This is a genomic window from Bacteroides sp. Phil13 (assembly GCF_001940965.1).
Lineage (GTDB): Bacteria > Bacteroidota > Bacteroidia > Bacteroidales > Bacteroidaceae > Bacteroides > Bacteroides intestinalis.
In genome coordinates this window covers 62,246-88,585 of sequence record NZ_MSHA01000050.1, presented here as the reverse complement: position 1 = coordinate 88,585, position 26,340 = coordinate 62,246, and the positions used below count along the sequence as shown (strand labels likewise).

The window sequence follows — 26,340 nt, the reverse complement described above, 5'->3', positions numbered from 1 at the left end:
TGGAAAAACGAATAAAAATGTAGAGTAGTTGCTTCTTTTTATAGTAGGATAGTACTAATATTACAGAAGTATATACTAAATATTTAATTCTCAATATAGAAATAGTTTCAAATGAAACCACTACCTTTGTGCCGTATTTACCAATATATGAATAATATGACTTATCATCATTTATCTGTCCTCGTACATCGACGGGCAGAGAAGTATGGCGACAAGGTGGCTCTGAAATACAGGGATTACGAAACGTCGCAGTGGATACCCATCACTTGGAATCAATTCTCACAAACAGTTCGACAAGTTGCGAATGCACTCGTAGAGTTAGGAGTGCAGGAGGAAGAAAACATAGGAATCTTTTCTCAGAACAAGCCCGAATGCCTTTATGTGGATTTCGGGGCATTTGCTAACCGTGCAGTGACCATACCTCTGTATGCTACCAGTTCACCGGCACAGGCACAGTACATTATCAATGATGCTCAGATACGTTACATCTTCGTAGGCGAGCAATTCCAGTATGATGCGGCTTTCAGTGTTTTTGGCTTTTGTCAATCATTGCAGCAATTGATCATCTTCGACCGGGCTGTTGTACGCGACCCTCGTGACATGACTTCCATCTATTTCGACGAGTTTTTGGAGACAGGAAAAGCTTTGCCGAACAACGATATCGTGGAAGAACGTACTTCCCGTGCATCGGATGATGACCTTGCGAACATTCTTTATACATCCGGTACTACTGGCGAACCGAAGGGGGTAATGTTGCATCACTCTAACTATATGGAGGCTTTCCGTATCCATGATATCCGTCTGGTAGATATGACTGATCAGGATGTTTCCATGAATTTCCTTCCCTTGACACATGTCTTCGAGAAAGCATGGACATATCTTTGTATTCATAAAGGCGTGCAGATTTGCATTAACCTCCGTCCTGTGGATATCCAGACTACCATTAAAGAAATCCGTCCGACATTGATGTGCAGTGTTCCCCGTTTTTGGGAAAAAGTGTATGCCGGTGTGCAGGAGAAGATTGCTCAGGAAACAGGCTTGAAGAAAGCTATGATGCTGGATGCCATTAAGGTAGGTAAGATACATAACATAGATTATCTGCGTAAAGGTAAAACTCCGCCATTGATGAACCAACTGAAATATAAGTTCTACGAAAAGACAGTTTATGCTTTATTGAAAAAGACGATTGGTATTGAGAACGGTAATTTCTTCCCTACTGCGGGAGCTGCCGTGCCCGATGAAATCTGTGAATTTGTTCATTCGGTAGGCATCAATATGTTGGTTGGTTATGGTCTGACCGAATCGACGGCTACTGTCTCCTGTTTCCTCAACAAAGGTTATGAAATAGGTTCGGTAGGTACGATAATGCCCGATGTGGAAGTGAAAATCGGTGAGGAGAACGAAATACTTCTGCGTGGAAAGACTATCACGAAAGGTTATTATAAGAAAGCGGAAGCTACTGCTGCTGCTATTGATAAAGATGGCTGGTTCCATACCGGTGATGCTGGTTATATGAAAGACGGGCAGCTATATCTGACGGAGCGGATCAAGGACTTGTTTAAAACTTCCAACGGAAAATACATTAGTCCGCAAGCGTTGGAGACGAAACTGGCTATTGATCGTTACATTGATCAGATTGCCATTATTGCCGACCAGCGTAAATTTGTGTCTGCCCTTATTGTTCCGGTCTATGGCTTCGTGAAAGATTATGCCAAGGAAAAAGGGATTGAATATAAGGATATGGAAGAGCTGCTGCAGCATCCTAAGGTGATCGGTTTGTTCCGTGCTCGCATAGATACCTTGCAACAGCAGTTTGCACACTATGAGCAAGTGAAGCGCTTTACTCTTTTACCCGAACCTTTCAGCATGGAACGTGGTGAACTGACTAATACCTTGAAGTTGAAGCGCCCTGTAGTTGCAAAGAACTACAAGGAGTTGATAGATAAGATGTACGAAGAGTAAAAAAATACACTTCAACAACTAATATTTCCCCATAAAAGAAGTTTCTGTTTTGTACTTTTGCAAAGTTCTATTAATTGAACTTTAAAGTATGAAACAGAAACTTTTTTATCTATTGCCTATTTTAGTCTTGACCGGTTGTGGACAAGTATCTTACAAAAACACCTCATTGTCTCCTGAAGAACGTGCAGACCTGTTGGTGAAAGAACTGACACTGGAAGAAAAGGTACAACTCATGATGGATGGTTCCCGTCCCGTGGAACGATTGGGTATAAAACCGTATAATTGGTGGAATGAGGCACTACATGGGGTTGCTCGTGCAGGGTTAGCTACCGTTTTTCCTCAGCCTATAGGTATGGCTGCGTCATTTAGCCCCGAAACGGTATATGATGTATTCACTGCCGTGTCTGATGAGGCGCGTGCCAAGAATACTTATTATTCATCTAAAGGCAGCCGTGAGCGTTATCAGGGATTAACTATGTGGACGCCTACGGTCAATATTTATCGTGACCCGCGTTGGGGGAGAGGTATCGAAACCTATGGCGAAGACCCTTATCTTACAAGCCGGATGGGAGTAATGGTAGTAAAAGGGTTGCAGGGCCCTGCAGACGGAGACTATGATAAGTTGCATGCTTGTGCCAAGCACTTTGCCGTACACTCCGGTCCCGAATGGAACCGCCATTCTTTTAATGCGGAGAATATCAAACCTCGCGATTTGTATGAAACATATTTGCCACCTTTCGAAGCCTTAGTGAAAGAAGGAGAAGTAAAAGAAGTGATGTGCGCTTACAACCGTTTTGAAGGTGAACCTTGTTGTGGCAGCAACCGCTTGTTAATGCAAATCTTACGCGATGAATGGGGGTTTGATGGTATAGTTGTGTCCGATTGTGGTGCCATTGCCGATTTTTATAATGACCGTGGACACCACACGCATCCGGATGCTGAGTCTGCTTCTGCCGCAGCTGTAGTGAGTGGTACTGATTTGGAATGTGGTTCCAGTTATAAAGCTTTGGTGGAAAGTGTAAAAAAAGGATTGATCTCTGAAGAAAAAGTAAATACTTCCGTGAAACGTTTGTTGAAAGCCCGTTTCGAGCTGGGAGAAATGGATGATTTGGAAAAAGTATCTTGGGCAAAAATACCTTTCTCTGTAGTCGCTTCTGCTGCCCATGATTCATTGGCATTGAAAATAGCCCGTAAATCCATGACGTTACTGATGAATAAGGATAACTTTTTGCCGTTGAGGCGTGGAGGGCTGACAGTAGCTGTTATGGGCCCCAATGCCAATGATTCTGTCATGCAATGGGGAAATTACAATGGAATGCCGCCGCACACTGTAACTATTCTGGATGGAGTGCGGAATTTGCTCGGCGCTGATGATAAACTGATTTATGAACAAGGTTGCCCGTGGGTAGAAAGAACCTTGATTCATAGTGCATTCAGCCAATGTAAGTCGGTGGATGGCCCTGGTTTCACTGCCCGTTACTGGAATAATCTGACGCGTGAAGGTAGTCCTGTGACTACTACTCAGGTCACCACTCCTTTCCGTTTCTGCACTTCGGGTGCCACGGTTTTCGCTCCGGGAGTAAATCTGACGGACTTCTCTGCTACTTATAATAGTGTATTTACTCCTGTACAATCCGGAGAAATCGTACTTGAAGTATACTGTTACGGAAACGGGCGTCTTCGTGTAAATGGAGAAGAGGTGAAAAGTTTCTCTAATAAGCATGGTGCCCGTAAAACGACTCATGCCATGAAAGTACAGGCTGGTCAATCCTATGACATAGAACTCGATTTTGAATATCTTCGGAGTGATGCTCAGTTAAATTTCGATCTTGGCTTCAAGAGAGAGGTCGATATTCAGAAATCCGTCGAGCAAGTGAAGGAGGCAGATATCGTTATTTTCGCAAGTGGTATTTCTCCCAGTCTTGAAGGAGAAGAAATGGGAGTCAACCTGCCTGGCTTTAAGAAAGGTGACCGTACGGATATTGAACTTCCGGCAGTTCAGCGTGAGCTGATTGATGCTTTGTACCGTGCCGGCAAAAAGATTATCTTGGTTAACTGTTCCGGATCTCCTATCGGATTGGAACCTGAAACTAAGAAATGTGAAGCCATTCTGCAGGCTTGGTATCCGGGACAACAAGGTGGAACGGCAGTTGCCGAAGTGCTGTTTGGCGATTATAATCCGGCGGGTAGATTACCGGTAACATTTTATCGAAATGTATCTCAGCTTCCTGATTTCGAAGATTATAATATGACCGGGAGAACTTATAGATACATGCAGGATACCCCGCTGTTCTCATTCGGATATGGGTTGAGTTACACTACTTTCAGTTATGGTAAAGTTGTTCTTGATAAGAGTGAGGTTACTGCCGGACAAACTTTGAAGTTAACTGTTCCGGTCACAAATGCGGGAAAACGCGACGGTGAAGAAGTCGTTCAGGTTTATCTTAAAAGACAAGGTGATGCGGAAGGTCCTGTAAAAACACTACGTGCTTTCAAGCGTGTATTTATCCCAGCCGGACAGACTGTTAACATAGAGTTCGATTTGAAAGATAAGGAATTGGAGTGGTGGGATGAACAAACCAATACAGTGAGAGTCTGTTCGGGAACTTATGATATTATGGTAGGTGGCAGTTCGGAGGATGAATCTTTGCAACGAACTTTAGTTACCATAAAATAGTAATAAAGAGTACTTCTTGAATATCAGATTACGCGGGGCACTTAAAGACCCGCGTAATTTGTATATCATCTGTTGGAAGTTATTTTCTCATGATCTGTGTGGAGTCGCAATGAATGATATTCACATTCTCCACATCCTTCTCTATATTTACTACCGGCTGATTGGCAATCGGCTTCTTTGAACGTACATCATTCAGGAATATGCCATTGCATTGTCTGAAGTAGAATGATGGTCCCTCGTCCACTGTAAAGCTGACATTGTTAAATCGTATATCTGTTGCTGTTTCCGCTTTAAATCCTTGTTCGGCTACTATATTCATATTGGAAAAGGAGAGTTCGGATACAGGCATCTCTTCAATTCCTTTTATATATCCTATTCGTTTTATATCATTTCCTGTGACATTACTCAAATGAATATTGCGGAAGATAGGTGTACGTTCACTTACAGGCTCCACTTTCGATAAACGGTCATAAAACAAGTCGAAGATAAAGGCATCTCCCTGAATATTCTTCATTACAATATTATCTACCCGGATATCTTCTACTACACCGCCGCGCCCGCGGGATGCTTTTAACCGGATACCGGCATTAGTTCCGTCAAATACACAATTGGATATTGCCACTCTTTTTACTCCACCTGACATTTCACTACCGATGACTACTCCACCATGCCCGGAAAGCATAATACAGTTGGTGATTGTAATGTTCTCACAGGCTTTTCCATATTTACGTCCATCAGCATCACGTCCGGATTTGATGGTGATACAATCGTCTCCAACGCTGATAAGACAATCGGAGATGCGTACATTTCGGCAGGAACTCGGATTGATGCCATCCGTATTGGGGCCTTTGGGATCGCTTGACGGATTATTGATAGTAATCCCGTGTATTGTCACGTTATCACAAAATGCCGGATTGATAGTCCAGAAAGGAGAGTTTATGATCTTTACATTTTCGATAAGGATGTTGGTACATTCGTAGAACTGGATAAAAGGCGGGCGGAACATACGGCGTTCTAATGAGGGTTTGTAATAGTCGGATATTTCCAGATCTTTATTAGCGTCCACCCACATCTGCTGCAGTTTATCCAAGGCAGGGAGTTTGCCGCCGTTTTCTTTTATCACTTTCCGGGTATCAAATTCCCACAGCCACCACTTTAATCCGTTTCCATCCAGTGTACCGCGCCCGGAAATGGTTACGTTATCTGCTGAGTGTGCATAAATCAGTGGTGATAAACTTTTCATCACAGTACCTTCCCAACGTAAGGTGACGAAGGGCAGATAATCCTCAAACTTGTCGGAGAAACGCAAAACTGCACCCGATTCCAAGTACAACGTTATGTTACTTTTCATGTGAATGGTAGCAGTCAGGTAAGTTCCGGCAGGGAAATAAATAGTTCCGCCGCCTTCTGAAGCTGCTTTTTCAATGGTTCGGTTGATTAGTTCCGTACAGGACTTGATACCTTTGGCATCTGCTCCCAACTGTTTCATGTCGAATGTGCGGGACATAGCTACCACAGCCACCATTATTCCCACAATAAAAATAGATAAACGTTTCATGGTTTGTCTTATGTTCTTTGATATGTGATAAAATATGAATACGTGGACAAAAGTACGGAATCATACAACGGTGAAGGGGGAATTTTTGTGTAATAAGGAGTATTTATAGATCGGAATTAAGGAGAAAAGCAAACAAAAAGGACTGTACGTTACCGCACAGCCCTTTTGCGCTTTTATTTACCGAGAATTTTAGTATCCGAAGATATCTTCCTGTTTCAGTTCAATCACCGGACCTACCTTCTTCAGGCTTTCCATATCCAATTCTTTCTTGTCACCAAGAATACAATAAGTATATGTACGTCCCTTGATCCACTTGTTCTGGTAGTCGATAACATCCTGCAACGTCATATTCTGTACATCATTGTACAGTTTGATGCGGCTATCTACATTCTGTCCCAAATATTGAGCACTGATATAATCCCAGATGACATCCATCTTGATAGTACGGTCAGTACGCATGCGGGCAATCATACCATCCTTAGCAAGTTTGAAAGCAGCTTCTGATTCAGGCATGTTGTTGATGATATCATTGAATGTATTGATTGCATCTATCATCTTATCGTTCTGCGTAGCAATCTGCGTACGGAGAGTGTAAGGATCAGTCAGGTAAGACGGTTTCAGCATACCGGCCCATGCCGAGTAAGCGAGACCGCGGCTTTCGCGCATTTCCTGGAATACGATAGAGTTCATACCGCCACCAAAGTATTCGTTATACAATTGGCGGCCTGATTCTGCAGCAGGATCAAATTTCTCTCCCTTATTGGAGACTTGTGACATGTAAATTTGCTTAGCTTCATACGGAGCAATGAAAATCTTCGTTTCCGGTGTGAGCAACGGTTCGAAGTTATTTCCTTCCGGAATTTCGTTCAATGTTTCCGGAGCCTGATGTTCTTTATTGATGATGGCAAGTAATTCATCCTGATTATTGGGGCCATAATAAAGAATACGATGTTTGAAGCTGTTCAACTGCTTGATACGGTCTACAAGTTCTTGTGGATCCATAGAAGTCAGTTCAGCTTCGGTCAATATGTTGGTTGACGGAGACTTCGGACCATAAGTGGCATAAGTCACTAGGCGTGAGAAGTTTTGCATCTGATTCAGCTTGGCATCCTTGCGTGATTTCAGGATATCATTAGCCATATTGGTGTAAGCTTCCGGATTAACTTTGGCATTTGCCATCAGTTTTTCGAAGAGAGCCATCGCAGCAGGCATGTTCTCGCTGAGGCCGGAGAGCACTACATAAGTACGTTTTGCACCCGGAGATACGAAGAATGAACAAGCAAGGCGGTAGAATTCGCTTTTTACTTCTTCCGGAGTCATGTCGGCTGTACCGAGGTATTCCAGATATTGAGCAGCAGTACCCAATGCCTTGTCATTGTTGTTACCCATATCAAAAAGATAAATCAACTGGAAGATGTCATTCGTTGTATTTTGTTTGTAGAGTACAGGAATATCCGATTTGGCCTTCAACTGAGTGAGGTCTTTGGAATAATCCAGGAATACCGGTTCAATAGGAGTCACTACACTTGCCTGAATTTCTTTCAGGAAGGTGCTGACTGTATCGCGGTTCATTACGATAGGAGTGATTTCAGGTTTCGACATCTTCTTTTCATTCGGGTCTTTGCCTTGCTTCTTGTAGATAACGGCATAGTTATCATCTTTCAAGTATTTGTTGGCAAAAGCTACGATGTCATCTTTTGTCAGTTTAGACATGCGGTCGAGAGCAGTCACTTCATCTGCCCAGTCGCTACCGTTTACGAATGATTCAACGAACATATCTGCACGTGCGTCATTGTTTTCCAACTGTTGCATCTGATACAGCTTGAAGTTGTTGATGTTGGCTTCCAGCATTTTTTCGTCAAAGTCACCCTCGCGGAGTTTCTTCAATTCGCCCAATAAGAGGTCTTTGACTTCGTCCAATGTCTGTCCTTGTTTGGGGCGTCCCTGCATCATGAATGCACTGTAGTCGCTCATAGTCATCGGATAACAATAAGCGCTCAGAGTCTTTTGCTGTTGTGTCAGATCCAAGTCTATCAAACCGGCCTGTCCGTTATAAAGTATTTGGGAAACCACTTGCAAAGTCTCTACGTCTTTGTCTGCTGCTCCGGGAAAACGCCATGCCAAGGCAACGCTTTCAGCATCCGGACCCAGAATTTCACGTACAACAGGTGCTGTTATTGGAGTTTCCTTCGGTAAATCCAGTTTCGGCAGATCAGGATTCGGTTTCAAACCACCGAAATACTTATCAATGGTTGCAATCATCTGATCGGGATCGAAATCACCTGAAAGACAGATAGCCATGTTGTTGGGCACATACCATTTCTTATAATATTCCTTGATATTGGTGATAGAAGGATTCTTCAGGTCTTCTTGTGTACCAAGTACGGTCTGTGTGCCGTAAGGATGGTGTGGGAAGAGAGAAGAAAGTACAGCCTCGTATACCTTACGCGGGTCGCGGGTCAGTGACATGTTCTTTTCCTCATAAACCGTTTCCAGCTCAGTATGGAAACCACGGATTACGCAATTTTCAAAACGTTCTGCCTGGATTTTGGCCCAGTTGTCAATCTGGTTGCTGGGGATATCTTCTGTATAGCAAGTTACGTCGAAGCTGGTATAGGCATTCGTTCCGTTGGCACCGATGGCAGCCATCAGCTTGTCGTATTCGTTAGGAATGGCATACTTGGAAGCTTCGTAAGAGATACTGTCTATTTTTGCATAAATAGCTTTACGCTCAAGACTATCGGTAGTCTTACGATAGATTTCAAACTGTGCTTCGATCTGGTCGAGCAAAGGCTTTTCAATCTCGTAGTTTTGGGTGCCGAAGTTTGTGGTACCTTTGAACATCAGGTGCTCAAAGTAGTGAGCTAACCCGGTTGTTTCTGCAGGGTCGTTCTTTCCACCTACACGTACGGCAATGTACGTCTGTATGCGCGGTGTTTCCTTGTTAACGGTCATGTAAACTTTCAGACCATTGTCCAGAGTGTAGATGCGCGCTTTCAGCGGATCGTTGGGAACTGTTTCATAACTGTACTTTGAAGTACAACTTCCTAAACTTATCGCTACCAGTAGGATAAGCATTAAACCAATTTGTCGGAATAGTTTGTTCATAAGCTGACTTATTAGATTGATAACTGCAAAAATATGCGTTTTTTTCATACCTTTGCACGCAAAAAGTAAATATTTTAACTTGAAGGTTTATTTTCATAGATTATGATTACCATAGAACAACTGAAAGACGTAAAGGAGCGCACCGAAGCCCTCTATCGCTATTTGGATATAGAAGGAAAGAAAATCCAAGTAGAAGAAGAACAGTTGCGTACCCAGGCTCCCGGTTTTTGGGATGACCAGAAGGCTGCCGAAGCGCAGATGAAAAAGGTGAAAGGTTTGCAACAATGGATAGCCGGTTATAATGAAATAAAGACATTGTCGGAAGAGTTGCAGCTGGCTTTTGACTTCTACAAAGACGAACTTGTTACGGAGGAAGAGGTAGACGAAGCTTATGCTAAGGCTTCCACTGCTATCGATGAGCTTGAATTGAAAAATATGCTTCGAGAAGAGGCCGACCAGATGGACTGTGTGTTGAAAATTAACTCCGGTGCAGGTGGTACGGAAAGCCAGGACTGGGCAAGCATGCTGATGCGTATGTATTTGCGCTATGCTGAAACCAATGGTTATAAAGCTGTGATCTCCAACTTGCAGGAAGGTGATGAAGCAGGTATCAAAACTTGTACCATCGAAATTTCGGGTGATTATGCTTATGGATACCTGAAAGGAGAAAACGGTGTGCATCGTCTGGTACGTGTATCTCCTTACAATGCGCAAGGTAAGCGTATGACCTCTTTCGCTTCGGTCTTTGTCACTCCGCTGGTAGATGATACTATCGAGGTGAACATTAATGTTGCCAATATTTCTTGGGATACTTTCCGTTCCAGTGGTGCCGGCGGTCAGAATGTGAACAAGGTGGAGTCTGGTGTTCGTCTGCGCTATCAATTCAAAGACCCGTATACGGGCGAGGAAGAAGAAATCCTGATTGAAAATACGGAAACCCGCGACCAGCCCAAGAACCGTGAAAATGCAATGCGTCAGCTGCGTTCTATCCTGTATGATAAAGAACTTCAGCACCGCATGGCTGAACAGGCTAAGGTGGAAGCCGGTAAGAAGAAAATCGAATGGGGCTCTCAGATACGAAGCTACGTATTCGACGACCGTCGTGTAAAAGACCACCGTACTAACTTCCAGACTTCGGATGTCAATGGAGTGATGGATGGCAAGATAGACGGTTTCATCAAGGCGTATCTGATGGAGTTTGCAGGACAAGGAGAATAAATCAAAACTCTGCTATACAGTAAATGGGTATCACCTGATGAAGGAAAGGTGATACCCATTCTTTTTTTAAGTGAATCATATTTGATAGGTAGGGAGAAGATATTAAGTTGATATGAATAAATTTTCTCTTTTATTTTGGAAACTTCCCGAATTTCATGTTACTTTGTTATCAGTTGAACTTTAATACTAAAAGCACATTATGGGAAAGAATAAGAAAAAGGTTATGCATAGCCGTAAAGAAGAAGAACAAGCTAAGAAAGTGTTGTTGATTATTGGTGTATCTGCATTGATATTGGTGCTGGTAATGCTGATAGGATACTCTTTCTTGGGGAAATAAGAAATAGATGTCACAAGAAATAGAACGGAAATTCCTCGTGACGGGGGATTATAAATCGAGGGCGTATGAACAAAGCCGTATTGTGCAAGGTTATATCAGTAGCGCAAGGGGCCGAACCGTACGGGTACGTATCCGTAGCGGAAAGGGATACCTTACGATAAAAGGTGCTTCCGATGCCTCAGGCCTCAGCCGTTATGAGTGGGAAAAAGAAATTCCACTGAATGAAGCGGAGGAGCTGATGAAGCTCTGTGAACCGGGAGTTATAGATAAGACCCGTTATCTGGTACGGAGCGGGCGGCATACGTTTGAGGTGGATGAGTTCTACGGTGAGAACGAAGGACTGGTAGTTGCTGAAGTAGAATTGGCTTCGGAAGACGAGGCTTTCGAGAAACCGGACTTCATAGGTGAGGAGGTGACGGGTGATATTCGTTACTATAACTCACAATTGAGGAAGTGTCCCTATACGACCTGGTGAAGTGTAACAGCCTGTCGACAGGAAGTTAATACCTTGTCCGCAAGAAGTTAAGTTCTTGTCAACAGGAAGTTAACTCTTTGCAACCGGCTGCTAATTAGATATATTTAGAGCAGGAAATGGAGAAACTTTATGAATATCTGCCGAGAGAATTGGTAACTTTTGTACTGGTAACCTTATTCTCTTTATTGATAGGTCTTTCACAGCGGAAAATCAGTTTGAAGCGTGAAGGTGAAACGACCTTGTTCGGTACGGACCGTACGTTCACTTTTATAGGTATTCTGGGTTATTTGCTTTATATTCTCGATCCGGTGGAATATCGCTTGTTTATGGGTGGGGGAGCGATATTAGGTCTGCTGCTCGGGCTGAATTATTACGTCAAGCAATCTCAATTCCATGTATTCGGAGTTACTACCATTATTATTGCACTGATCACTTATTGTATTGCTCCCATTGTGGACACGCAACCTTCTTGGTTTTATGTGATGGTGGTGGTGACGGTATTGCTTTTTACAGAATTGAAGCATACCTTTACGGAACTTGCGCAGCGTATGAAGAATGACGAAATGATCACTTTAGCCAAGTTCCTTGCCATCAGTGGTATTATCTTACCCATGCTGCCCAACGAAAATCTGATACCGGATATAAATCTCACTCCTTATACCGTCTGGCTGGCTACGGTGGTGGTATCCGGCATCTCTTATTTGTCTTACTTGCTGAGGCGGTATGTTTTCCATGAATCCGGTATTTTGGTATCCGGTATCATCGGTGGTTTATATAGTAGCACGGCAACCATTTCCGTGCTGGCACGCAAGAGCCGTAAGGCGCCTGCGCAGGAAGCGCCGGAATATGCAGCAGCCATGTTGTTGGCTGTAAGTATGATGTTTCTCCGTTTCCTTATATTAATAGGTATATTCAGTAAGGAAATTCTTGCGGCTATCTATCCATATTTGCTTATTATGTCTTTAGTGACAGCCGGAGTAGCTTGGTATCTGCATCGGAAGCGTAAACAAGTTCCGGCAACAGATGAAGAGGCTGAAGAAGAAGATAGCAGCAACCCGTTGGAATTTAAGGTTGCACTTATTTTTGCCGTTCTGTTTGTGATATTCACTATTGTGACGCATTACACTTTACTTTATACGGGTACTGGTGGATTGAATGTGCTGTCGTTTATTGCCGGGCTGAGTGATATTACTCCGTTTATTTTGAATTTATTGCAAGGTTCGGGAGTTGCTGTTATGGTGGTGACGGCTTGCTGTATGCAGGCTATTGTGAGCAATATTGCCGTAAATATGTGCTATGCGTTGTTTTTTGCAGGTGGGAAGAGCCCGTTGCGCCGGTGGGTATTGCGTGGGTTTGGTGGTGTGATTGCAATCAATGTCTGTTTGCTTCTTTTCTTCTATTTGCTATAGATTTTATTAGGATACTTACAAATATTCTCTATTATCCCCTTTTCTTTGTGCTTTTTTAACTCCGAAATTCTCGTAGATAAAGAAAAAGAGCCTATTTTTGCTGCATCCATGTGACAAAATGACTACATTATACGTCTAATACAAAAACAGTCAACTAAATATTCATCAAACAAACAAAAACAGAAATGAAAATTAAATGCTCTTTGCTGCTCATTATGCTGGTGGTATCCTCATTGGTAGCGGCACAGAATGCGGCACCTCTGTTCCAGATTAAGGGAGTCTTGCTTGATTCGCTGACACAGGAAGGAGAACCTTATGCCACAATTAAAATCGTAAAAAAGGAAGCACCTGCCAAGGCCCTGAAAATGCTGGTTACGGATATGAAAGGTAAGTTCCAGGAAAAAGTGCCCGGAACGGGTAATTTCGTGATGACGATTTCTTCCATTGGTAGAAATACGATTGTGAAAGATTTCACAGTGAAAGCCGGAGAAAAACTTGTTGATTTCGGAACACTGTACATTACGGATGCTTCCAATGAATTGGGACAAGTAGAAGTGGTAGCCCAAAAACCGCTGGTGAAAGCTGATATCGATAAAATAGAATATAATGTGCAGGATGACCCTGACTCAAAATCCAATTCTGTATTGGAAATGCTTCGTAAAGTACCCTTGGTCACGGTAGACGGTGAAGACAACATCAAGGTGAACGGTAGCAGTAGCTTTAAGGTATATGTGAATGGTAAACCTAACAATATGATGAGTAACAATCCGACAGAAGTACTGAAAAGTATGCCTGCCAATTCTATTAAGCATATTGAGGTAATTACGAACCCTGGCCCTAAGTATGATGCTGAAGGTGTGGGTGGTATCCTGAATATCGTTACTGTAGGTAGCGGATTGGAAGGTTATACAGCTACATTTAGCGGAAATGTTAGTAACATGGGAGCCGGAGGCGGTTTGTTCGGTACTGTGAAGAGTGGTAAACTGACGGTGAGTGCACGCTACAATTATAATTATAATGACCGCCCACGTAGTTATTCCGGTGGAAATCGCCGTACGGTAGGTGATATTACTGAAGGCTCTTCAGACCTGGACTACGACGGCAGCAGCAAGGGACATGGTAATTTCCAGTCAGGTAGCATGGAAGCCAGTTATGAAATTGATACCTTGCGTCTGGTTTCTATGTCATTCGGACTCTGGGGCGGTGGAAACAATAGTACCAGCATCAACAATACTTTGGCTACTGCACCCGGCACAAGTAATGAGTTATATCGCTATGTGTCAGACGGCAGAAGTAAGAGCTCATGGTATTCTATCGACGGTGGCGTTGACTATCAACGTATGTTCCATGTGAAAGACCGTATGTTTACCTTATCTTATAAGATCAATACCAGCCCGCAGACCTCGGATTCATACTCCACTTATAATGATATGCATGCCGCTACTGATTGGGAAGACTTCTTGAAGCGTTTGTATGACCTGAATAACGATGGTTCTCAGAATACTACGGAGCATACTTTTCAGGCTGACTATACAACGCCTATCGGCAAGATACATACACTGGAAGCCGGAGCTAAATATATTCTCCGTGACAATTCTTCGGAAGACGACCGTTATGAACGTCAAATAGGAACTACGGGAGACTATGTACTGGATGAAGAGCATAGCTCGCATTATAAACATCAGAACGACATTCTGGCTGCATATATGGGTTATGGGCTGAGGGTGAAGAAGATCTCCGGAAGACTGGGTGTGCGCTATGAACATACCAAGCAGGAAGTGAAATACTTGTTGGGCAGAGGTGATGACTTCAATAAGAACTTTGACGATGTGGTACCTTCTGCAAGTATCGGCTATAAGTTGACGGATATGTCTAACCTGCGTTTCGGCTATAATATGCGTATTTACCGTCCGGGTATCTGGTATCTGAATCCTTATCTGAATGATAGCAATCCTACTAATATCAGTCAGGGTAATTCTCACCTCGACAGTGAAAAGAGTCATTCATTCAATCTGAGTTACAGTAACTTTACTCAGAAGTTCAACATCAATCTTTCAGCACGTTACAGCTTTACTAATAATAGCATTGAGCGAGTAACAGAACAAGTGAAGGATACGGATATTCCAGGTTTGCAGAATCCTACTGGTAAAGAGGTACTTTATTCTACTTACCAGAACATCGGTAAGAGCAGAAATGCCAGTCTGAGTGGGTATGTAAATTGGAATGCTACTTCTAATACTCGTATCTATGCTAACTTTTATGGAAACTATACTTATATGGAAGGTGCCAATGGATTGAAGAATGACGGTTGGAATCTGTTTGCCTATGGTGGTGCGCAGCAATCTTTGCCTCATGATTGGCGTATCAGTTTGAATATCTATGGTCAGACACCTTGGATTATGCTGCAAGGAAAGGGTAGCAGCTTCTTTGACTATGGATTGAGTGTGAATAAGTCATTCCTGAATAAGCGTTTGACATTGTCAGCATTTGCCAGCAACTTCTTTAAGAAATACACAAGTCCTACTTCAAGTATAGAAGGTGTAGGATTTACCCAGGATAGCTGGAATCGGTATACTCGTCAGCGCTTTGGTGTAAGCGTTAGCTATCGTATCGGTGAATTGAAGGCCAGCGTGAAGAAAGCTGCACGCACCATCAGTAATGATGATGTGAAAAGTGGCGGCGGCGAAGGCGGTGGCGGTGGAGAATAATCCATTACTGACATATTAAACAGATTAAAAAAAGGGAGCTTAATTGAAGTGCCCCCCAAAAGTTTTTTGTTTAACTTTTGAGGGGCATTCTTTATGGCAACCTCTTCTTTTTATCAGTTATCTGATAAGTGGATATTCCAGACACATAATTGTTCCATCCATCGTCATCACAATTACCCTTCCTTTCCCTGCATTAATCAGAGAAGTGATTGCCGAATGAGAAATTTTATGAGACCACGCAATGCCGCTTCCATCTGTCTTCACAGCATGGAGCACGCCAAATTCGGTAGGAATAAAGACTAATTGTCTGGTCGTTTCCATTCGGGTGGGAATGAAATTACCCTTGTATGGCATCGAAGTACTCCAAAGTGTGGTGTACTTCCCGTGAGAGATATCTACGGCAGTTATGTTATCCTTAATTCCTTTCACATACATTGTTTTTCCGTCCGGTGAGAATCCGAGGGACTCCCGCCCTTTTGCTTTGTCGGAAGCCCAAAGAATTTCTCCATTATCGGGCTGGAAGGCACGTATGAAATAATCTGAACTGAGGACAATGACTTGTTCGGCCTTCTTGCTTTGATCGGTATAAGGTAGCACTATCGGCCAGCAGGCGCCCGGTGAAAAATATCTGCCCCGCTTGGTGTCGAACTCCCATACCTTTTTTCCCGTCTTTCGGTCGATGGCATAGAACATGGCTCCCCAGGTTCCTATATATACATGTTCTTTGTTTACGGCAGGGCGCGATTCTATGTATCCCTGCAAACCTTCGCAAACCCAGTTCAATGTGCCGTCGGCCAGTTTCAGTGAGTAGAACTTGCCGTTGCTGCTACCGATGTAAATGGTTTCGTTGGCAACCACCGGACAAGCCACAATAGGATAGTTGGTATTGTATTTCCAACGTACGGTTCCCCGCTTCTTGTCCAGCGCATAGACGAAACCGTCGCACGAAGAAACGATGACGAGTTTCGGGGTAATGAAAGGGGCGGAGAAGATTTTGTTTCCCGTAGTGTAGGTCCACAAGGTTTCTCCGTTGGTGGTATTAAGGGCATGAACCACACCGGCAGTATTAGTATAAACGTATAGGTTACCATCGATGTCGGCTTGTGAGGCCACGTCCGTCACATCTTTGAGTTTCCAAACCTCACGGATGGAAGGGTAGGTAGCATTGATAGAAAAGTCCGGGCGATAGTAAACCGTATCCTTCTTTTCGGCAGGAGATTGCAGTTGGATAGTGTTCCAAGCCGGACGGGTTTCGGTCTTGATGATCCGTTCGTTGAACTCCAGTGTATCACCACGCAGGTGTACCAGGTTATATCCGCCTATGGGGTCTTCCCTTCTTAAGGAAGAACGACCTATAACGGCAGGAATTCCTTCGGCATCGTAAGCATGGTTCACGTGTAGGTGTCCTCCGAGTATTGCCTGGATATTGCGTGTTTTGAGAATGTCGATAACTTCGTACCAGTTACTCAGGTCCTGATTGAGAGGAAAGTGATTGATGAAGATAATGGGTTGCTTTGCCGGAGTAGCACGGACGATGGAGTCGAGCCACAGAATCTCTTCGCGGGGGATGTGAGGCGGTCCCATACGTAGGCTTGGTCCGGCGCCACAGCCGATGAAACGAACTCCCTGCCAGTCATAACAAAAATGGGAAGCCTGGAAAATCTTGTCGAACATCGTGCATCCGTTTTCACTCCAGTTTACATCATGATTGCCGGGAATGAGGAAATAAGGCTTCCTGAAATCTTTCAGAATGTCTTGCAGTAGATAGAATTCTTTGGTATCACCGAATTCGGTGACATCGCCGCTGAGAATAGTGAAGTCAACATCTGGATTAGCATTGATGTCTTCAATGGATTGCCGCAGATCATCTTCGGCATAGGCGAAAGAATTGAGGTGTACATCGCTGAGCCAGGCGAAAGTGAAGGCTCGTTGGTTGATGCCTTGCCCGTAGGAGAGGACAGACAACGCTATCACGCAGATAGCCAATAAAAATCTTTTCATGATTTTTGGGGGTATTAGTAAGTGTTCCCCCAAAGATAAAAAGTTTCTGCGGTAAAACATTACTTTTACCGCAAAAACAAATCATTACGTTACATTCGCTACCAATACATATCCCTGATTTCTAACAATTCAAGGACTACTCATTTACTACTATTGTGTACTGCTTCCGGCTTTTCTATTTATTGAGAATCCCAGTTTCTGCAATCCGTTTTGTATATCCGGATGGCTCATGAAGAGGTTCCATAGCAATCCGGTGCGATAGTTCTCTATCATGACGGCTATCGGGCCTTGGTCAATGGCGAGATATCGCTTGGGATACCAGTTATCAGTTTCGCTAAAGGCATCGTAGAAACCGTAAGGCCCGAATAGCTTATCGCCCATTCCGTAGAGGTGCCGCATCACAGCCAGCGACTGCTCCGGTGTATAGACAATGGATGAAAGGGCGGCAGTAGGGGATATAACTCCTTGGTCGTCCCGTTCGTTCGGCATGTGGGCGGCATATCCGCCCACGGAGTAGCTAGCGGTCAGTCCCCAGCAGTCCGGGCCGAAACCTTTGTAGTGCTTCGGATTGCGGATGCAATAAGCACGGTTCACAAGCGTCAGGTTGCGCATTTCGTCGAAGTAGCTGGCGCAATATTCATCTTTCAGGTTTGTCGGATCCAATCCGAGGAAAGAATAATGTGCCCAAAAGAGAGGTCCGGCTTCACAACCTTGATAGCGCAAATGAAGTTCGATGCCTTCTACTTTATGGGGATCGACGATGGCACCGTTCTGTGCCCAACCGTCATGATAGACAGCGGCAGGAACACCATGCGTAGGAGAGGCTGCAGCAAGCAGGTACATGATGAGACATTCATTATAACCATGTACAGGGAAATCCATTGCCCAGCCATATTCGGGGCTCCAATGCCAGTAGAGTACATTCTGATCGCTCTGGCGATAGAAATTCCAATCGACATCGCGCCAGAGGATATCGATGCGTTTGGCAAGTGCCTGCTCTTCCGGCGAACCATTGATGTAATATTGGTGTACGGCCAGTAATCCTTGTATCAGGAAGGCTGTTTCCACAAGATCTCCACCATTGTCTTTTTGTCCGAAAGGTTTCACTTTACCGGTATCTCCATACCACCAATGTGGGTAGGCTCCATGAAAACGGTCAGCTTTCTCGAGGAAAGAGACAATCTTTTCCATACGTGCCAGACCTTCTTCACGGGTGACGTAGCCGCGGTCGATACCTGAAAGTATGGTCATAATACCGAAGCCACTGCCACCGGAAGTGACAACGTTCTGGTCTTTCTCGGGATAGATGCCGTCCATGTGGATACGTTCGGGGGCAAGACCACTGTTAGGCTCTGCGCCTTCCCAGAAGTAATTGAAGGTTCGCCGTTGAACAGTGTCCATCAAAGCATCGTCCGTAAGTCGGGCAGTGTTGCCGGGGTTCGAATTCTTACAAGCTCCGAGAAGGAGCAGGAAGAGAAGGGGAAAGTAGGTTGTTAGTTGTTTCATAATTAATATAGAGGGGAAGTTTAGTGATTAGGGTTTAGTGATAAGTGATTAGTGGGCTGCGCTATTATTCCGCATGGCATTAATCACTTATCACTAAACCCTAATCACTTTATTTAAGTGTTAATTTTGCCGTCTTCACCGTCTGGCTGTTTCCACCGATCATAATATTGAAATCACCGGGTTCGGCTACGTAATTCATATCATAATCATAGAACCGGAGCAGGTCGCGCGTGATGGTGAATGATACTGTTTTACTTTCTCCGGCACGAAGGAAGATCTTATTGAACCCCTTCAGCTCGCGCACCGGACGGGTGATGCTTCCTACAAGATCACGGATATAGAGTTGTACTACTTCCGCACCATCGTATTTACCCGTATTGGTTACAGTAACTACGGCGGTAACAGAACCGTCTTTTCCCAGTGTAGGCGTGCTCAGTGCAATGTCACTATACTGGAAGTTGGTATATGATAATCCATAACCGAAGGGATACAATGGTTCATTATCCACATCCAGGTAATTTGAGCGGAACTTTTCGAACCATTTACCTTCTGCCAACGGGCGACCGGTATTCTTATGATTGTAGAACAAAGGTATCTGGCCTACATTCTTCGGGAACGTCATCGTCAGCTTTCCACTTGGATTTACATCACCGAACAATACATCGCCAATGGCATAAGCTGCCTCGCTACCTCCGAACCATACATTGAGGATAGCAGGTACATGTTCCTGTTCCCAGTTCAGTGTCAACGGGCGACCGGTAAACAGAGTAAGTACTACAGGCTTGCCTGTTTTTAGTAAGGCTTCCAGTAAAGTATGCTGCACATCGGGTAAGCCGAGTTCTGTGCGGCTTGAACTTTCACCACTCATTTCAGAAGATTCCCCCAGTGCGGCTACGATGACATCGGCTCCGGCTGCCACTTTCAGCGCTTCGTCCAATAATTCCTGATCCGTACGGTTGTCGCGGTTCAGTGAGCGACCGAACATGGTGGCACGTTCTTCGTAAGCAGCATCACCGATAAGGTTGCTGCCCTTGGCGTAGGTGATGTTAACTTTGCCTTTCATCATCTCTTTCAGCCCTTCGTACAAAGAAGGATAATCGTTGAGGCGTGCAGCTACACTCCAAGTGCCCGGCATATTGCTACGCGTATTGCCGAGAGGACCGATTACTGCAACGGTGCCTTGCTTCTTTAATGGAAGCACGGGGGCGGCATTTTTCTGTGCTGCTAAGGGAGCGTTCTTTAAAAGTACAAAACTTTCACTGGCAATCTTACGGGCGGCATCCCGATGTTCTTTTGTAAAGATGTCCCGCTTCGGACGGTTCACATCACAATATTTATAAGGATTGTCGAACAGTCCCAATTTGTATTTAGCTTCCAATATCCGGCGGCAAGCCGTATTTAGCGTACCCATTCTCACTTTTCCTTCTTTAATGGATTTCATCAGCGTGCCGACAAAACCTTCACTTACCATATCCATATCCACACCTGCATTCAGGGCAAGTGCACTGACGGTTTGTAAGTCGCCGACACCATGTTCTATCATCTCCGCAATACCTGTAAAGTCTGTTACCACAAACCCTTCAAACCCCCATTGGCCACGCAGCAAGTCGCTCAATAGCCATTTGTTCCCGGTAGCCGGTATCCCGTCTATTTCATTGAATGAAGCCATTACGCTACCTACACCTGCCTCTACGGCAGCTTCGTACGGATACATAAATTCATTGAACATCCGGTTGCGGCTCATGTCCACTGTGTTATAATCGCGTCCGGCCTCTCCGGCTCCATACAGGGCGAAATGTTTAACGCAGGCCATGATTTCATCATTACGGCGCAACTGGTCTTGCAGATTGGCACCCTGGTATCCGTATACCATTGCCTGTGCGATAGCTCCACCCAGGAAAGGGTCTTCTCCCGAACCTTCGCTGACACGTCCCCAACGTGGATCACGGCTGATGTCTACCATCGGACTGAATGTCCAGGAGATGCCGTCGGCACTTGCTTCGATGGCTGCAATACGGGCAGACTTCTCAATGGCGGCCATATCCCAGGTACAGGATAATCCTAATGGAATGGGGAAGATGGTTTCGTATCCGTGTATCACGTCCATACCGAATAGAAGGGGAATACCGAGACGTGATTTCTCTACTGCCAGCTTTTGCACTTCAAGAATGCGGTCTACCCCTTTCAGGTTGAAGAGTCCGCCTACCAATCCTTTTTCAATCTTTTGCGCCACATCACTGCTCTTGGCCTGTCCTGTGGTAATATCTCCTGTGACGGGTAGGTTCAACTGTCCGATTTTCTCTTCCACAGTCATTTTCTTCATCAGCGCATCGATGAAGCGGTCCATGTCTTGGGGGGACTTTTGTGCCTGTACGGTTGATATGCCTATCAGGGTGCCCATCAACAACAGGCTTGTTCTTTTGAATATTGCTTTCATATATTTCTATATTTTAAGATAATAAAATGAGCATGGGTTGTCATAAGCAATCTGACTGCGATATTTAAGGATTTTCTTCCCTATTGCTAAGCCGCGCGATAGTATTTGCTTATTCTTTCCACCATGGGGTTTCTTTCTTTCCACCGTGGAGATTTTTTCTTTCCACCATGGTGGAAAGAAAGAAACCCCATGGTGGAAAGAATAGAATCTTGCCTCTTGACGCCTTAGCCTCCGCAGGCTTTTCTGATAAACTCTGCGGTTGCATGGCTTGCCGATACTTGCGGAGTTCGATTTGATTAATAATCGGGATTTTGTACCAATACACCGTTTGATTTATCTATCTCCGTCTGCGGCAATGGTAACAGTGCGTTTTTAGGTTGGTAGTTCTTTCCGGCAGCCTGAAGCACTTCTTGTGCGATGCCCCAACGTACGAGGTCATAGAAGCGGTCGGGCTCTAATCCCAGTTCTACACGGCGTTCATGGCGGATAGCTTCACGCAATACACTCTGATCCAGAGATTCCACTTTGGGCAGTACATTGGTCAGCGTGCCGCGAGCATGTGCACGTACCTGTTCCAGATAACCGCTTGCTTCACCCATTAAACCTTTTTCGTTGGCAGATTCAGCAGCCATCAGCAGTACGTCCGGATAGCGGATCAGACGGATATTTACCCAAAAGCCCATACGGGTATACTTGCGGCGTAATGCCGGGTCGGTATAGGCTTTCTTGTTGAAGTAAGCGCCCATGGCCGTGGATACGGGTGATTCACCATAGGGTGTGTTTGTATTTTCCTCTGTGATAGGCTCGTCATCACTGTGGCGGAAGTAAAGCAGTGTAGCATTCTTACGCGGATCGCCCGGTTCGTAAGCTTTGCCCATCAGGGTGGTGGCCATGTGCCAACCCCATCCTAAGTCCCAGTTGCCTGCTCCGCGCACACCCTGTACCTGGCAGAACTGGCTGCCGATGCTGCCGTCTTCCTTCATAGCGTCGGTAGATTCGCATTGCAGTTCGAAGATACTTTCGCCGCAATTCTCACCTTCTACGGTGAAGACTTTATCTACCGGAGTATTCAGGTTATAGATTCCGGAATTAACGACATCCGTAGAAGCAGTGTACATATTTTCCCAGTCGTTACGCATCATGTAGGTGCGTGCGTGCAGGGAACGTGCGGCACCCCAGGTGAGCCGTCCCGTGTAGTCGCTGTCCCATCTCAAGGGCAGGCACTTTTCGGCTTCGGTCAGGTCTTTGTCAATCTGTTCGTATATCTTCTCGGCAGTGGTTTTGGGGACGTTGGCATCGGAGGCTTCCACTACTTTGATGGTCACCAGAGGCACTTCACCAAAGGCACGTACCAGGTTGAAGTAGCAGTAAGCACGGAAGAAGAGGGCTTCACCACGGTTGCGGATGGATTCGGTGTCGTCCTTATGGTCGCTGTTGGCGATGTCGTCCAGAATCTCATTACATTGGTAGATGATTTTGTAGTTCTGCCCCCAGTAAGCGGCTAACGGGCCGTTGGAGGCTGTGTACTCAAAATCATCCCACATGGCAGCTTCGTTACCGCCGTCGCCGGCATCACTGCCCTTTTCTGAATCCTCGCTGCGAACCATGTGTACCATGAAAGCGGGGATACCTGCGGTGATGTCATACGAACGCATCAGGTAGTAAACGTTGAATATTTTTCCGCCTACAAGGGCGTTGGGGGCGTCGTCTTCCGTGAACTGGCCTAACGGGTCGCGGTCCAGAAAGTCATTGCAGGAACTGAATGAGAGGGCGGTCGCGCCAATCAGCAGGGATAGGATATATTTCTTTATCTTCATAATCTTTAGTTGTTATGGTTATTATAATATGGAGTTACTCTTGTACGCCGCAAGGAAATCTTGCCGGGGCGCTACGCCCCTTTAGAACGTCAGATTAAACCCGAACGTATAAATCGCCGGCATCGGATAACTTCCGTCATCCACCCCGAAGGCAATGGCCGAGCCACCCAGTTCAGGTGTATATCCGGTGTTATGTTTCCACGTTTTCAGATTCTGAATATTCACATAGAGTTTCAGTGCCTGCATACCGATCTTGGAAATCAACGCCTTGTCAAAGTTGTAAGCCAATGATACGTTGCGGATGCGGAAGAACGAGCCGTCTTCTATATAGTATTCAGAATTCATATTGTTGATGCTGTGTTTCGTATTCAGCAACGGCTGGGTATTGCTGGTACCCTCTCCATGCCAACGGTCCATGCGTTGTGCCATGAAGTTGAACTGGCTCCAGTTATAGTTATCCCAGGTACGGTAAATCTGATTGCCGCCTTGTCCCATCATGTCTACTGCCAACTCCCAGTTTTTGTAACCTACTCCGAGAGTAATACCATAAGTAATATCCGGTGTCGGATTACCGATCATGGTACGGTCGGCTGTGGTGATTTCACCGTCACCGTTCACATCCTTGAACTTCAAGTCACCCGGAGTGACCGTTGCAAGCTTATTCTTCGGTGAATTATCAATCTCTTCCTGAGTCTGGTAAACACCTTCTACTTTGTAACCATAGAAGTAACCGATAGGATAACCTGCCATTGTATAACTTTGGCTCTTATCTCCGGCAATGATGGAGTATCCATCTTGTACAAGGCTCAATACCTTATTCTTAATGGTAGTCAGGTTGGCTCCGACGTTATAATTCCAGTCGCCGATCTGGTCGCGCCAACTCAGTGCAAGTTCCACACCCAGGTTTTCGATAGACCCCAGGTTACCGATGCCCGGCACGGTTCCTGAAATACCGGGAACTTCTGCCAGCAGGTCTTTTGTTTTCTTCTTGTAATATACACCTTCAAAGTGCAGGCGGTTGCGGAAGAAGTTGGCTTCGGCACCTACTTCCCATGCTTCTACTTTTTCCCAACGCAGGTTCGGGTTAGGCAGATAGGCAAGCTGATAGCCCGGATAAATGGCGGACGGAGTACCGAATACTGCGGAGTAGGCATTGGTCAGCAAAGGCTCCGCCGGATAGGCTCTATCCAGGTTCTGGTTACCCAGCGTACCCCATGATCCTTTCAGTTTCAACATATCCAGCCATTCGATACCTTTCATCCATTCCTCTTCGCTCATCAGCCAACCCAGACCTACGGAATAGAAATTCTGCCATTGGTTTCCTGTATAAGAGAAAGCGGAAGAACCGTCGCGGCGGTAGGAACCGTTGAACAGGTACTTGCCTTTATAATTATAGAGAATACGTGCCAGTACAGATACTGTAGAACGTTCCCATTGTGTACTACCATTGGTAGCAGTGGCGGCATCGCCGATACTTACATACCATTTGTCGGGATTGTCCGGAATGATCAGACCTACGCCTTGCGTGCGTCCGGCATTCAGGTTTTCAAGTTTATTGTAATAGGTTGTGAAACCGGCGGTGGCTGTCAGGCTGTGATCACCCCATGAATTGGTGTAGGTCAACAGATAGTCGCTCTGCACTTTCATTTCCGTTTCTTTGGCCTGGGTGACTCCGGTCTTGCCGGTGCCCAGTGTAGCTATATCACCTTCGGCACTGGCATCATACACTTTAATAATCGGCGTATAAGTCCGTGTGCTGTTCGATGCATAATCCAGTGAGAACATGGCTTTGAACTGGAAATGTTTCAGGAAGTCCCATTGCCCGTATATATTGCCCGAACCACGGTAGTTCTCCGCTTTTGTAGTGTTCGCTTTCAAGTCAACGTCCACCATCGGGTTATTCATTTGCGCTTTCTGGAATCCGGGAAGGGAGGTATATAAACCATATTCCTTATTATATACCTCTGCCACCGGAGCTGCACGCAAGGCAGTGGCAACACTCTTTGAATCGGCCGGTAACATACGTGCACCGTTGAATTGGAAACCTACTTTAAAGTTGTCTGTTACTTTATAATCATTGCTGATGTTCAGTGTGATTTTGCTGTACTTCTCATGCTTGATGTTTCCTTGCTCGTAGGCATAACCTGCGCTGAGGTAGAAGCTATGCCTGTCGGAAGCACCCGTAATGCTGATATTATTGTTCGTAATGAATCCGGTCTGGAAGATTTCGTCCTGCCAGTTGGTGTTGCCTGTCCAGTCGGAGAAATTATATTCCGGATTGCCTTCATTTCTCAACTGTTCGTTATACAACAGTTTGAAGCCATCGGCATCTACCATTGCAATCTTGTTGGTGATAGCTTTGAAGCCGAACGAACCGTTGATGTTTACCCGTGTCTGTCCTTCTTTCGCTTTCTTGGTGGTGATGATGATTACACCATTGGCACCACGCACACCGAAGATGGCAAGTGAGGAAGGGTCTTTCAGGATTTCCATAGACTCGATATCCTGTGGGTTCAGGAAGTTGATGTTGTCATTGAACAGTCCGTCCACTACATACAAGGGCTTGTAACCATTGATAGAGTTTGTACCGCGTACGCGGATTTCCGGGTCGGCACCTGCCTTACCGGAGTTGATGATTTGTACACCGGCCACTTTACCTTGCAGGGCAGACAGTGGGTTGGCAACAGGTTTGTTGGCAATTTCGTCACCTTTAATGTTGGTGATAGATCCTGTCAGGTCACGCTTCTTGGCGCTACCGTAACCGATGACCACTGTTTCGGCAAGCATCTGCGAGTCTTCTTTCATCTGTACATTGATGACGCTCTGGTTGCCTACTTTAATGCTTTGCTTCTCCATACCTACGTATGAGAAGTCGAGGGTAGCATTGGGCGGAACTTGGATTGAATAATCACCATCCAGTCCGGTCACTACACCGGTATTGGTGCCTTGTACCACAATGGATACGCCAATCAACGGTTCTTTAAATGAGTCGGTAACGACACCGGTTATGGTCCGTTCCTGAGAAAATGCGGCAGTACCTATCAGCAGGAAACATACCGTCAAGAATAGATTTTTAAGCCTTAGGGCTCTCTTCATAGGAGGGTTCAGGTTTCTCTTCATTGCATTA

At 45.1% G+C, this 26,340-nt stretch carries 14 protein-coding genes; 7 read left to right on the top strand and 7 right to left on the bottom strand.

Features of this window, described 5'->3' with window-relative positions; translation table 11 throughout:
- Positions 1-156 precede the first annotated feature (156 nt).
- Together BWI44_RS09810 and xyl3A are read left to right on the top strand one after the other, a co-directional pair.
- Positions 157-1,962: an AMP-dependent synthetase/ligase gene (locus BWI44_RS09810; RefSeq protein WP_117692763.1), complete on the top strand. Its 1,806-nt coding sequence runs from the start codon at positions 157-159 to the stop codon at positions 1,960-1,962.
- An 88-nt stretch (positions 1,963-2,050) separates the two neighbouring features.
- Positions 2,051-4,639, top strand: coding sequence for a xylan 1,4-beta-xylosidase (xyl3A, locus tag BWI44_RS09805; RefSeq protein ID WP_195208722.1), 2,589 nt, complete (start codon positions 2,051-2,053; stop codon positions 4,637-4,639).
- 79 nt (positions 4,640-4,718) lie between these two features.
- Here xyl3A and BWI44_RS09800 read toward each other — a convergent pair whose 3' ends face one another.
- Positions 4,719-6,197 (bottom strand): glycoside hydrolase family 28 protein, encoded by a 1,479-nt coding sequence (locus BWI44_RS09800; RefSeq protein WP_195208723.1) that lies wholly within the window; start codon positions 6,195-6,197, stop codon positions 4,719-4,721.
- Between the two features lie 189 nt (positions 6,198-6,386).
- Positions 6,387-9,305, bottom strand: a complete 2,919-nt coding sequence (locus BWI44_RS09795; protein ID WP_195208724.1) for a M16 family metallopeptidase — start codon at positions 9,303-9,305, stop codon at positions 6,387-6,389.
- 102 nt (positions 9,306-9,407) lie between these two features.
- Here BWI44_RS09795 and prfB point away from each other — a divergent pair, with 102 nt between their 5' ends.
- From prfB to BWI44_RS09770, 5 genes are all read left to right on the top strand, one after another.
- Positions 9,408-10,523, top strand: a complete 1,116-nt coding sequence (prfB, locus tag BWI44_RS09790; protein WP_195208725.1) for a peptide chain release factor 2 — start codon at positions 9,408-9,410, stop codon at positions 10,521-10,523.
- A gap of 199 nt (positions 10,524-10,722) precedes the next feature.
- A complete protein-coding gene (locus BWI44_RS09785; RefSeq protein WP_007660676.1) occupies positions 10,723-10,860 on the top strand; it encodes a hypothetical protein in 138 nt (45 codons plus the stop codon).
- A gap of 7 nt (positions 10,861-10,867) precedes the next feature.
- Positions 10,868-11,335, top strand: a complete 468-nt coding sequence (locus BWI44_RS09780; RefSeq protein WP_007660675.1) for a CYTH domain-containing protein — start codon at positions 10,868-10,870, stop codon at positions 11,333-11,335.
- A 116-nt stretch (positions 11,336-11,451) separates the two neighbouring features.
- The gene (locus tag BWI44_RS09775) at positions 11,452-12,744 is read left to right on the top strand and encodes an MgtC/SapB family protein (RefSeq protein WP_118295316.1); all 1,293 of its coding nucleotides are present in this window, start codon (positions 11,452-11,454) and stop codon (positions 12,742-12,744) included.
- 185 nt (positions 12,745-12,929) lie between these two features.
- Positions 12,930-15,452: a TonB-dependent receptor domain-containing protein gene (locus tag BWI44_RS09770; protein ID WP_195208726.1), complete on the top strand. Its 2,523-nt coding sequence runs from the start codon at positions 12,930-12,932 to the stop codon at positions 15,450-15,452.
- Positions 15,453-15,569: 117 nt separating this feature from the next.
- On the opposite strand, the gene BWI44_RS09765 is transcribed toward BWI44_RS09770, so the two are convergent.
- From BWI44_RS09765 to BWI44_RS09745, 5 genes are all read right to left on the bottom strand, one after another.
- The gene (locus BWI44_RS09765; RefSeq protein ID WP_195208727.1) at positions 15,570-17,453 is read right to left on the bottom strand and encodes an outer membrane protein assembly factor BamB family protein; all 1,884 of its coding nucleotides are present in this window, start codon (positions 17,451-17,453) and stop codon (positions 15,570-15,572) included.
- Between the two features lie 150 nt (positions 17,454-17,603).
- Entirely contained in the window at positions 17,604-18,959 is a 1,356-nt protein-coding gene (locus tag BWI44_RS09760) for a glucoamylase family protein (protein ID WP_286813129.1), read from the bottom strand.
- 109 nt (positions 18,960-19,068) lie between these two features.
- Entirely contained in the window at positions 19,069-21,396 is a 2,328-nt protein-coding gene (gene bglX / locus BWI44_RS09755; RefSeq protein WP_117707968.1) for a beta-glucosidase BglX, read from the bottom strand.
- 296 nt (positions 21,397-21,692) lie between these two features.
- The gene (locus tag BWI44_RS09750) at positions 21,693-23,213 is read right to left on the bottom strand and encodes a RagB/SusD family nutrient uptake outer membrane protein (RefSeq protein ID WP_021968224.1); all 1,521 of its coding nucleotides are present in this window, start codon (positions 23,211-23,213) and stop codon (positions 21,693-21,695) included.
- 81 nt (positions 23,214-23,294) lie between these two features.
- Entirely contained in the window at positions 23,295-26,333 is a 3,039-nt protein-coding gene (locus BWI44_RS09745) for a SusC/RagA family TonB-linked outer membrane protein (protein WP_195208729.1), read from the bottom strand.
- Positions 26,334-26,340 lie beyond the last annotated feature (7 nt).